A 13,592-nucleotide genomic window follows, 5' to 3' on the forward strand; every position below is an offset into this window, starting at 1 on the left:
AAAAATATGAGCGATGCCTTTAACCGACTTGCACCCTTCATCCAAGAATATATTTATCATCACCAGTGGACTGAATTACGACCAGTTCAAATTGCCGCTTGTCAAGTTATATTTGACACTGATGCTCACTTGCTAGTTACTGCTGCAACTGCTGCGGGTAAAACAGAAGCAGCTTTTTTACCAGTTTTGACTCTATTACATGAAAACCCTGCTACCACAATTGGCGCATTATATATTAGTCCAATCAAAGCTTTAATTAACGATCAATTTGAGCGTCTCAACGACTTACTCAAAGAAGCAGATATTCCAGTTTGGCACTGGCACGGTGATGTTTCGCAAACTCGAAAAAATAAGCTTTTAAAGAATCCTCAAGGCATTCTCCAAATTACCCCAGAATCTCTAGAAAGTTTGCTAATTAATAAAAATCAAGACCTACCTCGCTTATTTGATGATTTAAGGTTTGTCATCATTGATGAAATTCACGCTTTTATGGGTTCAGAACGCGGTTGTCAAATTATTTGCCAATTACAACGTTTAGCAAAGTTGACACAAAAACAACCGCGTCGTATTGGTTTATCGGCAACTCTTGGGGATTACTCAATAGCGGAAAATTGGCTGAGTTCGGGAACAGATAAGCCAGTAATTACACCAAAAATTGATGGTATAAAACGCCAGATAAAACTGGCTGTAGAACATTTTTATATTACTGATGGAGTAGATGAATCAGAGGCGACAGCTGATGAACAATATATTTTCAACCTCAGCAAGTCTCGCAAATGCCTGATATTTGCTAATAATCGCACACGAACCGAATCTGTAATTGCATCTTTGCGACAAATTGCCACAGAACAAGGACTACCAGATATATATCATGTGCATCATGGGAGTATATCTGCTAGTTTACGGCAAGCTGCTGAAAATGCGATGCGTGAACCCAACAATCCAGCTGTTACCGCCGCCACCCTGACTCTAGAATTAGGCATAGATATCGGTCATTTAGAGCGAGTGATTCAATTAGAATCACCCTTGTCTGTAGCTAGCTTTTTACAACGCTTGGGACGAAGTGGTAGAAGAGGTGAAGCTGCTGATATGCGTTTCGTCTGCGCTGAAGATAAGCCATTATCAGAAGCTTCTCTGCCAGAACAAATCCCCTGGCAACTTTTACAGTGTATTGCAATAATTCAACTTTATTTAGAAGAACAATGGATTGAACCAATCAAACCAATTAAATATCCTTTGAGTTTGCTTTATCACCAAACAATGAGTATTTTAACAGCAACAGGAGAAATTTCAGTTAATGCCCTAGCTAAACAAATTTTTAGTCTGCCGCCCTTTGCTGCTATTTTAAAAGAAGATTTTCAATTATTACTCCGCTGTTTAATTGATATTGGTCATATTCAGCTTACTGAACAAGGTAAATTAATCCTGGGTTTGGCAGGAGAAAAAGTAGTGAGAAAATTTCAGTTTTATGCTGTCTTTGCTGAACAACAAGAATATATTGTTAAGCAAGGTGCAACAGAAATTGGCAGTATTGTCACACCGCTTCCTGTTGGCAATCAATTTGCTTTAGCTGGGAGAACTTGGGAAGTTGTAGAAGTTGACTTTAAAAAGAAGGCTATTTTTGTTAAACAGTCTGAGGGTAAATCTAGTATTTATTGGCGTGGTGGAGGTGGTACTATTCATACCAAAGTTTTACAACGAATGCAGCAAGTCTTATTTGAGAATATTGAGTATAGTTACTTACAAAAAAATGCTTTGCAACGGTTATGTCAAGTTCGCCAATTGGCAGATCAAGTTGGATTAAATAAGCAGAATATTTTGCAATTAGAAAAAGGTAAATGCTGTATTTTTCCTTGGATGGGTACGGTTGCTTATCGCACTTTAGAAAGATTACTCAACTCATACTGTCGGGAATCGTTGGAAATTACAAGTATTGGCGGAGTAAATCCTTATTATTTGACAATTAAATTAGGCAAGGATAAATTTAAATATCTTTATCGTGAAATTGCTTCCTTGTGTGAACAAAGGATTATTCCAGAAGATTTAGTCAGTAGCTCCGAAGCACCGGAAATTCAAAAATATGATGGTTTTATTCCTCATTCACTTTTACGTAAAGCTTTTGCTAACGATTATTTGGATATGACGGAACTGAAACAGCAAGTGGCATTGTGGAGAGCATAATAAAGATAATTCGAAATTATTTAAAACTACCTATTTTTTAATTAATTTGTGGAGCGATCGCAAATCATAATTTAATATTTTTCCAGTATTCAAAAGTTGATATCCAGCGAGAAATAATGCTGATGATGCCACAACAACTAAAAGACTAACTGACGCGAACACATTACCAGTAAAAGCTATGACTACAATTCCTAGCGCTATCAAAATCCATCCTAAGTTAGGGTTTATTTGCTGCTGACAAAGGATGAAAATACCAGAAATACATAGCAATAAACCAGGAATACCAAAAAATATACCAACACGAATATTTGCAGTTAAAATGATGATGCCTGCAACCATTAAAGCAAAGCCTATATACCTGGTTGTTTGATTTACCGGAGTTTGTCTGCTGTTCAGAGTAATTTGAGCCTGCATTTTTGTGGAACTTGCAAGAGGAAGAAGATTTTGTTGAGATTTTATCTTCTCTTGAAATATAAATGTAACTTTTTCTCCTTGACCAAAGTCTATTTTATCTCCTACATTTATTTGGCAGGGTGTTCTAGGTTCTAATCTAGTATTGTTGACAAATGTCCCATTAGAACTTCCTAAATCTTCAATAAAGTAATTATTTATATGAATTTGAATTCGTGCATGGATGCGAGAAACCACATCTGCATCTGGCAAGTTGGAAACATCAATATCCGGTGGAATTTGGTCATTAGGTTTACCTATATGAAACACTGCAATATTTGGTGGTAATTCAAAAGCAGTATTGCTTTGAACATGAAAAAGCTCTAAACTCATCCCTATGATGTTAGACGTACTTAAATTTTGCATAGTTTTTAGTCAATAATTTCTCTAGACTTTTGACTCTTGCAAATCAGCAGGCAATTTTAATCCATTGTGGCTTACCGATTTCCCCATCTGATGCAAAGGAATCTCAATCCAAAACTCGGTTCCTTTGCCCAGTTCTGATTTACACCGCAGTACTCCAGAGTGTTTCTGCACCACAATCTGATAGCTAATTGATAAGCCTAACCCTGTTCCCTGACCCACAGGTTTAGTGGTAAAAAATGGGTCAAACAGTTTATTTTTCACCTCTTGGGTCATACCTGGCCCATTATCTGCAATTCTCACTACTACTCGGTTATCACTAATCAGCTTAGTACTAATTATAATCTTACTAGGATTGCTCTCAATCTCTTGCCGAGAACATTGAGAACTGCACATATCAAGAGCATCGATCGCATTATTAATTACGTTCATAAACACTTGATTTAACTGCCCTGCATAACACTCTACCAGAGGTAACTCACCATATTCCTTAAGGATTTCAATTTTGGGATTCTCTGGCTTACCTTTTAATCGATTCTGCAAAATCAGCAGTGTACTATCAATACCTTCGTGGATATCAACCTCTTTCATGTCTGCTTCATCTAGATGAGAAAAGGTGCGTAAAGACAAGACAATCTGCTGAATTCGTTTAGATCCCATTTTCATTGAGTTGAGAATTTTGGGCATATCATCTAGCATAAATTCCAAATCAATTTCCTCTACCTTTTCCTGAATTTGTTGTCCAGGATTTGGGAATTCTTCTTGGTAGAGGCGTACTACTTCTCGCAGGTGTTCAGTGTATTCACTGGCGTAGACGATATTACCAGAGATAAAATTAACGGGGTTATTAATTTCGTGTGCAACCCCTGCCACAAGCTGACCAAGACTAGACATTTTCTCTGTTTGAATCAATTGGGCTTGAGTGCTTTGGAGTTCTTGCAAGGCTTTCTGAAGTTCTGATTGTGCCTGTTTCCGTTCAGAAATCTCCAACTCTAGACGTTGGTTCATTTGGGTTAATTCAGTGTTCTTCATCAGCGTTTCACGAGATTCAGCTAGCTTCAGTGACATGTAGTTAAATGATTTAGCCAAGTTTTCTATTTCATCTCCTGTCTGAATATCTAAACGGTAATCTAGGTTTCCGGCAGCAATTTCTGCTGTTCCTGCTTGTAATTTTTCCAAAGATTTAATCATTGGACGCCAAATAACTAGAAATTTACCAACAAATAGCATTACAATTACTTGCACAACTACAAAGGAGATAATTCTCTGCACTTGATATAAATTTTCCAGTTCATCTTCAACTAGGAGGTTCTGCTGGTTCGCACGTTTAATCACCTGACTCAGGAACAACTCAATATCTCTATCAAAGGAATTGATGGCTCTAAAGTATTGCTGGGAATCTGCTAAAGAAGTGTCCTGATAATTCCAATTAGTTAGTTGACTTGCTAATTGGCTAAGAAACTGGTGACGGCGGCGAATCACTGAAATTTCTGTAGCATTTGGCATCAGTTTTTCTAATTTATCCAGGGAGTCTAAAAACTCTTTTGAAAACTTGACTTTTCCTGTATCTTGAGTTTTAAGTAAGATAATATCTTTGAGTTCAATAATTTCAGATTTCAAGGCATTTTCCGCAATCAGAGCAACTCTGATAGTTTCAGTGGTTTGATTGCTTTTCTCACGGATAGTCTGCTTAATTTGTTGTACAGCTACATTATTGCCAACGAGAATAGCTATTATCAGTCCGACAGACACAGATGAACCTGTAAAAAACTTTGTAGAAATTTTCATTTTGCCGGAACAGAAATTAAGTTGAGATATTTTCGGAGTTGCTCGATAGGAGCGTAATCTGAAGAAATAACAAGGGTGTATCCAGCTGACTCAGTTCCGATAATATCCTCAAGACCTTCTGGGCTACTAATAAAAGCCTGCTTTAGTCGTTGAACTAACTCAGGTGGCAGTTTTTTGGACACTACTATTGGAGAATTAGGTATGGGGGCAGATTCCCACAGTATTCTGGAATTTTGAGGTGTTAGCTTGCCGCTTTTTTGCCGTTTCAAGTAAGAGGGAATATTAGTCGCTGCGGCATCAACAATGCCATTTTCTAATGCAGCCATACTATTACTATGGCTACCAGCATAGAGGACTTGAGCAAAATTTTGACGATCATCAATTCCTAGTTTTTTGAACGTTGCTAGTGGCATCAAATACCCAGAGGTTGATAATTTGTCTACAAAGGCAATACGTTTACCTTTGAGGTCTTTTAAGGTTTTGATGAGACTGTCTTTTTTGATAATGATACACGCCCGATACCAGGGTTGTCCCGTATGTTTATCAATGGGAGCAACCAACGGTTCAATTTTAGCACCCCGGTCTATTGCCTCCAGATAGCTCATAGGCCCTAAATAAGCCATGTCTAGCTTATCTTGCAATAGCCAGTCAATTATTTGCTCATAATCCTTAGCAATCTGAAAATCTACTGAACTGGCGATCGCATCTTGCACTTTATCGATCTCTAGTTTTTTGTGTCTCCCTTGTCCCCCAATAATTTTTGATGGCGACTCAGTATCAACCCTTTCTCCAAGAGATTGCTCTAAGTATTCTTTTAAGGGTTTAATCATCTGTTCTTGCTCTATCCGGCTTTGTGTAAGTAGCATCCCAATTTTTAAAGTTGGTAAGTTTTGTTTACTTGAGACACTATCCACAACAGGCTTATTTTTCTGAAATTCTTTTCCAATACAGCCTGTATTTATTAGCGCCATGATTACCGCTACAATCAAAACTTTACTTTTACTGAATAAGCGATATTTAGTAACGTGCCACGGTGCTACTAAGCATTTGTTCATAAAATTCAATTTAAATTATAGATAGTTGATCTTAGAGTACGGAACGACTAACTGACCTTAGTCTACATGAGCAGACTAAGATCAGTTATCAGTTATACATACTATGTGAGCAGAGGGCTATTTACATATTTTTTTTTAAATAAATGTCAAAGTACAGCTTTGCGTAAAAACATGGTATTTTTAAACGTAGAGTATTTTAAATGGGAATTTGAATCCAGAATTCTGTACCTTTTCCTGGTTCTGATAGACAATTCAAAATTCCACCATGTTTTTCTACTACAATTTGGTAGCTAATTGAAAGTCCTAAACCTGTTCCCTTTCCTACCTCTTTTGTGGTAAAAAATGGATCAAATAACCGCTTTTTAATGTCTTCTACCATTCCTAATCCATTGTCAGCAATTCGGATGAGGACAAATTTACTCTCTAAAATTTCAGTACAAATTATAATTTGTGGTTTATGATTTGTCTTTTTCTTTAACATTGAATCTTCTAAGGCATCGATCGCATTAGTTAAAATATTCATGAATACTTGATTAAGCTGCCCAGCATAACAATCAACTAGAGGCAAATCGCCATATTCTTTAACTATAGATATATCTAAGCCAATTCCATTATTTTTCCAACGATGGTGCAAAATTAATAACGTATTTTCAATTCCTTCATGGATATCAACTAATTTTTTATCTGCTTCATCATGGCGAGAAAAATTTCGCAATCCCAAAACAATTTCACGGATACGATTAGTACCCATATTCATCGAGGAAAGAAGTTGAGAAAGGTCACTAGTAAGGAATTCCAAATCAATTTTTTTTGTGAAATCTTCAATTTCTACTTCCGGTTGGGGATAGTGTTGCTGATAAAGGTGCAAGAGAGTTAACATCTCTTGAAAGTATTCGTTAGCATAGGTTAAGTTACCATGAATAAAATTAACTGGATTGTTGATTTCATGGGCAACTCCGGCGACTAATTGTCCTAAACTAGACATTTTTTCATTTTGGATCAGTTGAGATTGAGTTTGTTGCAATTTATGCAAGGTTTCAGTGAGCTTTTCAGCTTGGGTTTGAGCTTCTAAAGTAGCAGCACGACTTTGGGTATAAAGTTGTGCATGATCGATAGCGATCGCTATTTGATCGCAAACAGCTTGTAACAGGCTAATTTCACTGTTATTCCAAATGCGATCGCCACTACAATGACTGCACACAATTGCTCCAATCTCCCCGGAATTACTCTTAACTGGTAGCATTAGTTGAGATGTGATCCCAAACTCAGTTAAAAGTTCTTGCATATCATAATCAAGTTGTGATTTACTATTAATATTTTCGATGCAGATTAGTTCTTGAGAGAGAAGATTCTGAGTAAAAAAATTGCTTTTTTGCAGTGGAATACTGCCTAACATACTTGTTAAGTTAGGGTTTCGTGCTTCATAGGTAATAGTTAGACTTGCTTGGGATGGGTGCGGTAAATAAGAAAGAAAGTAGCAACGGTCAATTTGTAATAAGCTGCGAATTTCATTCACAGCAGTTTCTAGGATCATATCTAGGTCAAGAGAACTGCGAATTTGGCTAGCTAGACGCAGTAATAAGGCTTCCCGACGGCTAAGTAGTTCTTCTCGCGCCCAGATTCGGTCAATAGCTACAGCAATATTATTAGCAATCCAATTTAATAGGTTATGAGTTGGTTCGGTAAATAATTGCTTACTAAATAAAGCCATTATACCGATTATTTGCTGCTCTACTATTAATGGATAAGCAGAAAATCGAGAAATTGAAAATGTAGACTCTATAAGCTTTTCTGAATGATTAACGGATAGTTCTTGGTTAAAAATAGCTTGATGATTTTGAATCATTGAGCCAATAATATTATTGACTAAAGCAATATGTTCTGGGAAATCTTGAGTATCGCTCAAAGCACTACAAGTAATATCTGTGCAATGAACGCCAGCTTGTAATTGTAGCTGGTTTGTCTGGCGTTCAAATGTCCAGATACAAACGAAGCCGATATCAAGGTATTGGGAAATAGTATTTGTACAATTTTGCAAAATTTCTGGAAGTGTGCCACTTTGAGATAAAGCTAAACTGACTTCTGCACTCAAAACTGACAAGCGCGATCGCTCCAATAAAGCTAACTCTGAAAGCTTACGCTGTGTAATATCTGTACGAATTGATACATATTGATAAGGATTTCCATCTTGTCCCAACATTGGGGCGATCAAAGTATCAACCCAATAAAAAGTTCCATCCTTGGCTTTATTTTGAACTTCTCCCTTCCATATTTTTCCTTGGGCAATAGTTTTCCATAAGTTTGCAAAAAATTCTTTTGTGTGGTATCCAGAATTGATAATTCGATGATCTTGCCCTAGAAGTTCTTCTGAAGAATATTTAGAAACTTCACAAAATAGGTCATTCACATAGGTTATTCTTCCAGCCCTATCAGTAATAGCTACCAGTGAATGAGCATTTAAGGCAAATTTAAAAGCTTTTAATTCTTGGATAGAATTTTTTAGGGCTATTTCATTCTCTTTGTTAATAGTTATGTCACGAGCTACTGCATAAATCAACTTTTCTTCACTAAAACCAGTCGCATTCCACGATAGCCATTTGTAAGAACCATCCTGACAAAGATAGCGGTTTTCAAAGCTGACTGCATCTACAGATTGTGTAATTTTTTGGGCTGCTGCAATAGTAGATTCACGGTCTTCAGGATGAATAAATTCGATAAAGGGTTTAGTAACAAGTTCCTGAATTGACCAACCTAGTGTTTTTGTCCATACTGGATTTAAATACTTAAAATAACCATCAAAATTAGCAATACACAATAAATCTATAGAAAGTGAGAAAAATCGAGAGTATTTTTCTTCAGATTGTTTGTACTCAGATTTAACTAGTTTCATCAGCTTTTTAGGTATGAATCTTTTTTAATAAAGGTTAAATAAGTTAGTACGTTTTTTACTGAAGTTGAACACCCATTTTGATAAGATATATCAACCTAGAGACTCACCTAATATCAGTTATGGCAAAGACTATTTTGCTTACGAATAAAACGTAGTTAACTTGATGTATAGTCAATAACTATCTACTAGTTTCTACTAAGTAAGCTAGCGATTGACTTATTTATCTACTAAATAAAGGTTTCCCTAAAAAGCTGTAAAGTAAACATTTATATTTTAAAATTAAGATAAGAAGTGTTAAGTAAACTGAATTAATCAGAATTTTTACCTGTCATTGTCCTTAAGCCAAGGCATTAGTACCACAAAGTGTAATTCGTACTTAAGAATTCAATGACGAATTATGAATTACGTTAGCGCAGCGTTAGCGACGCAGGAGCGTCATTACAAATTATTTTAAGCAATACTCCCGCGCTTTCTGGCTTCTTTGTAGGAAGTTCCCACGTTTTTTAAACCAGCTTTAATCATTTGTTGTTCGAGAAGCGCAAAGAAACGCGCTTTATCGCCACCTTTTACTACTGCTTGATTATGCGCTTCGGCGATCGCTACAGGGTAGCCATATCCTTTTTGTACTTGTGCTAACATCAGTCCCAGTGCTTGGTCTAACATGGTTGCATTCTCGGCGACCCATGCTGGAACTTCAATTCGGGCGATTTCAGTGCCAACGTGGACGTAGCAAAAGTAAATGATTTGATCGCCATAAAGTTCGAGAATAGGAGAATTGCTGCGCCACAAAGTAGTGCGTTGTCCTGGTTTGAGTCTGCTTGCCCAAACAGAAGTATCTCGCAACTGTTCAAAAATTTTACAAGGTACTTTTTCTAGCTGATTTGGACAATGACTTTTACAGTCTGGCGCTGGATGGGGACAAGCTAATAACCGTAAAAAGTTCATTGTTTCGATGCTGCGAGAGGCGCTAAGATAGCCCATTAAAGGAATTCGAGCATCACGCATTTGCTGCCAAGCTTCTAAGATAGGGGGTAAAATGCGATCGCGTGCATCTATCGGCAACTGTTCTAAAAACCAGTAAATTAGCGAACCATCTACCATCGCTAGCGCTGGCGTTTCCGCTTGTGCTGCATCACACGCAAGTTCTGCTAACACCGTTGTTTCGGAAGCAGTGCGGCGAAAACTCATCCATTCTTCGGTTCTAATTCCCCATTGCCGAGACATATATAAATCTTCTGGGCGGTAAAATACTTCTGGCAAACTATCGAGTAATGGATGGCGATTTTGTCCGTAGTGTAAGACGACTCTGCCGATATTTAGGAGATAACAATAAGCAATTTCGTGATGGTTGGGGGCAATTTGGGAACCATCGGTAGCAATGACAGTATGAATTTTGGGGGGAACTGGGATATCGATGCAGGTTTCTAGCGGCTCAATTGGGGTAGCATTAGCAAAGAGAATGCGATCGCGCCATTTTTCTTGGCGATCGATTAAATCTTGTTGACACTCGTAAGCATTTTTTAAATGTTGTTGTGCCAGTTCTAAACGCTGACGACTAGCAGCAGCTTCTAAGGTAAGATGCTGACTTAAACCCTGCATTTGTCGCGCCAGTTTTGTTAGGTCAAGCATAAAAGTAAGTACGAAGTTAGGAGTGAATAGTTATGAGTTATTATTTCAGCTAAATTTACAAAATACATATTTAATTTATATAAATACGTCCAGAAATTAAATATCCATCATTCCGAATCTTTGTAGAGACATAGCAGCGCTACGTCTCTTTTTGACTAGATATTTAATATATTAAAGCCAAGCGGAGAAATCTTTGGCAAACTGAGAAAGTGATAACAACTGAATTCGCGGATCGTTTTGAGCAGTTTCCCTTTCTGCTTGCGTATTATAGCCCCAGTCTGCAAGGAAAAGTTTTACATCTTCAAGGTCTGCTTGCTGTTGGACTAACTGTAATGTCTTGAGTCTATCTTCTACAAACCAGAGACTAACTGACTTATCTTCTGCTGACTGAATTAATTCTCGCAAAATTTCATATTTGGGACGCTTGACTTCTTTTCCAAAGATTGCTTCTGGTGGTAAATTCACTCCTTCTTGTTGCAACAACTGCTCTACAAAGCGCCCTTCTTTAGTTGTCACAATGTATAGTTTAACTCCACCGTCAATAGTTAATTTTATTTTTTCTACTACAGCCGGATAAAATCTATGCAGACTCAGCCAACCACCTAAATCAGTGGTAATCCATTCATCTCGCTGGTGATCTAGTTTTGCACCAATTTCTCTTGCTTGGAGCTTATCATTTAACAAAATTTGTGGGGCAATGCTCACCCATTCATGAAGAATCTTTTCGTCAGGAATTCCATCTATCAAGGCTTTAATTAAAATGGGCATTTCCCAACCCGTTTCAATAACAGGCCTTAGTCGATAGAATCTCAAAGCTAAATCATCTGGCGGTGTGTCGTTAGCAGAAGACCAAATTTCACAGTAGGTACGCCATGCTACCTCAAAATATTCAATTAATCCGTCGCAAATCACTCCATCAAAGTCCAGGGCTAAAATTTTGGGACTACTTGTGGTCATTGGTTTGAGAATGAAACTGCTGTTGTCAGCTTACCCGACAAATTTAAATCATGCAGTAATTTTTGTTAGTCTTTTATAATTCATAAATTTGCTGAAAAAGTATGGTGGCATTGTTAAATTTGATTTTTTACTGGTAGCTTAAGGAGGATCTACAGCAGGTCTGCGATCGACCAAATGAATTTGGTTTTGCTTGACTACTACAGTGATTAGTGGTAAAGAACGTTTAGCTGGGTCACGAACAACTCGACCCTGAGACGACTTTGGCTGACTTTGGGAAATAGATATCCGATAGCTACTGATGCAACTGTAGTACCTAGCACATAGGTTAAAAATCCCGGCGTGTTTTTATCCTCGCTGGAATTTTGCCATTAATAGAAGAATGTTCCATGATGATGCGATTTACCTAGCAAGGTCTACTAATATACTACGGTGCGATCGCATTAGGATTAATCTACATTTATGTTTACTGTGGGTTGATTTTCATAAAATTGGCTTTTTTAAGAGTTGTTCCTGAACTGTAATTTTTAATTATTATTTATTTCTGGAGTAGGAGGTTATTTATAAACCTCAGAGCTAGGCTATAACCTAAGATATGTTCCTCACAAAATCTATTCAAAATATATTCTCAAACTCTCTCCAGAGAAAGAACTCTTTATACTCTTGATTTTTTAAGCTGTTGTTAGTCGAGTTCCATATTTTAATAACTGAAAGCGCCATGAGTGATAAAAATCAAGAAAATCAAATTAATCAACCAGTAGGCGAAGATCGGGATTCTCGTGAAAAGCCAGATGTGAACGAAAGAAACCTAACCGCGAATCCAGGAGATAGAATTTCTGATAAGCCTCAATCAGTTGAAGAGAAGGCTAAACAGGCAGCTATTGATCATGTACCAGATATTACAGGCGACACAATCACAGTCCCGACTTACTTCGTTGTGGATGAACCCAACGGCGAAAAGAAGGCACTCCACCACGTTAAAGATGCTGAAGAAATTTCCGACGTAATTCGGGAAGCGCGAGTTGACGAAAATGGAAATCGAATTTGGTGGTAGTTGTTTATTGAAGACGCAAAGACGCGGAGGAGTTATTCAATACTCTCTCCGTTTTTTGCGTCTCCCGCTGACCACGTTTTCTTTGGTCAAGTTAGTATTGCTAGATTTCGTTTTGCTCATCTACGTCTCTCCAAGTGGATGAATTATTCTCCCCTGAAATTTTGCACCTAAACGAGCCTTAATTCAATTTTAGTAATCGTTTCCAATTCAGCTTCTAACTGCTCAATCGTTGGCAAATTACCTTGCAAAGCCTCCGGCAAAATATCTTGTAGCTGATACACAGAAACACCAATTGGCTTATGCATATCTCGCAGGGAATGTTCGGCAATTACCTTACTTTTACTCTTGTATAGAATCATTCCAATTGTAGGCTGATCATCTGGTTGCCTCAATAAATCATCCACTGCACTAACATAGAAATTCATCTTACCAGAATACTCTGGTTTGAACTCTTCAATTTTTAGGTCAATCACTATAAGCAGTGTAAACGTGCGTGGTAAAACAACAAATCAATATAAAAGTCTTCACCACCAACTTCAAGATGGTATTGACTACCTAAATAACCAAAACCAACCCCTAACTCTATTAAAAAATCGCGGATGTGGTTGATTAAAGCAGGCTCAAAATTAGGTTCCAGAAAATCTTCACCTAAATTGAGAAAATCAAAAGTGTAGGGTAATACTAATTCTTTGTTGACTGCTATTGCGGCGCGTAACTGAGCGCTAGAAATTCGTGTTTTTAGTTCAGTTAAAAAAATTTCATAACCGACAACATCAGATACACCCCTTTCTAAAGCTTTAGATTTCTTATCTCTAGGCATAAGAAAATATTAACGCTACTTCTATACTGCCAGCATTAGGCAAAATTTTGCTAACCAAATTTTGATATCAGATACAGATATGTAACAATCCAGCGTTATATCAGTATTCTTGCTGCATTGACAAAAGAACGCTGTGAGTGAAATTTATCAGTATTTACACAAAAGTGGTTGCCAAAACTTCAACATATTTTCATGTAAAAATTTTTTTTGCGCCCAAAAATTAAAAATTATAAGAAGTCGTCATTTCTGCCTTTGACATCAGAGTGTATAGCTTGAATAATGTTCTTACGTAAAAATCCATACTTATATAAGACTTATATTTGATTTTTGCTAAATAGACTAGAGAGCAAAACCTGATTGGCTTGCTCTCAGTTCGCTTGGCTTTTAAAAATCAAATGTGATTGTTAT

At 37.2% G+C, this 13,592-nt stretch carries 8 protein-coding genes and 1 pseudogene; 2 read left to right on the forward strand and 7 right to left on the reverse strand.

Annotated elements, in window-relative coordinates; genetic code table 11:
* The first annotated feature begins 6 nt into the window (after positions 1-6).
* Positions 7-2,181, forward strand: coding sequence for a DEAD/DEAH box helicase (locus RMY27_RS00400; protein ID WP_322659419.1), 2,175 nt, complete (start codon positions 7-9; stop codon positions 2,179-2,181).
* Between the two features lie 30 nt (positions 2,182-2,211).
* Here the strand turns inward: RMY27_RS00400 and RMY27_RS00405 are convergent, their stop codons facing one another.
* From RMY27_RS00405 to RMY27_RS00430, 6 genes are all read right to left on the reverse strand, one after another.
* Positions 2,212-2,997, reverse strand: coding sequence for an FHA domain-containing protein (locus RMY27_RS00405; RefSeq protein WP_322659421.1), 786 nt, complete (start codon positions 2,995-2,997; stop codon positions 2,212-2,214).
* A 21-nt stretch (positions 2,998-3,018) separates the two neighbouring features.
* Positions 3,019-4,782, reverse strand: a complete 1,764-nt coding sequence (locus RMY27_RS00410) for an ATP-binding protein (RefSeq protein ID WP_322659423.1) — start codon at positions 4,780-4,782, stop codon at positions 3,019-3,021.
* Positions 4,779-5,837, reverse strand: coding sequence for a phosphate/phosphite/phosphonate ABC transporter substrate-binding protein (phnD, locus tag RMY27_RS00415; protein WP_322659426.1), 1,059 nt, complete (start codon positions 5,835-5,837; stop codon positions 4,779-4,781). Before phnD ends, RMY27_RS00410 begins: the two co-directional genes overlap by 4 nt.
* Positions 5,838-6,033: 196 nt before the next feature.
* Positions 6,034-8,727, reverse strand: a complete 2,694-nt coding sequence (locus RMY27_RS00420) for a PAS domain S-box protein (protein ID WP_322659428.1) — start codon at positions 8,725-8,727, stop codon at positions 6,034-6,036.
* A gap of 450 nt (positions 8,728-9,177) precedes the next feature.
* Positions 9,178-10,356: a DNA double-strand break repair nuclease NurA gene (locus RMY27_RS00425; protein ID WP_322659430.1), complete on the reverse strand. Its 1,179-nt coding sequence runs from the start codon at positions 10,354-10,356 to the stop codon at positions 9,178-9,180.
* A gap of 171 nt (positions 10,357-10,527) precedes the next feature.
* Entirely contained in the window at positions 10,528-11,313 is a 786-nt protein-coding gene (locus RMY27_RS00430; RefSeq protein ID WP_322659432.1) for an HAD family hydrolase, read from the reverse strand.
* A 715-nt stretch (positions 11,314-12,028) separates the two neighbouring features.
* On the opposite strand from RMY27_RS00430, the gene RMY27_RS00435 reads away from it, so the two are divergent.
* Complete coding sequence (locus tag RMY27_RS00435) at positions 12,029-12,364, forward strand: hypothetical protein (protein ID WP_322659434.1); 336 nt, start codon at positions 12,029-12,031, stop codon at positions 12,362-12,364.
* Positions 12,365-12,531: 167 nt separating this feature from the next.
* Here RMY27_RS00435 and RMY27_RS35420 read toward each other — a convergent pair.
* Positions 12,532-13,184 (reverse strand): annotated as a pseudogene (locus tag RMY27_RS35420) (PDDEXK nuclease domain-containing protein).
* Between the last annotated feature and the right edge of the window lie 408 nt (positions 13,185-13,592).

Source organism: Nostoc sp. DedQUE09, assembly GCF_034530915.1.
GTDB lineage: Bacteria > Cyanobacteriota > Cyanobacteriia > Cyanobacteriales > Nostocaceae > Nostoc.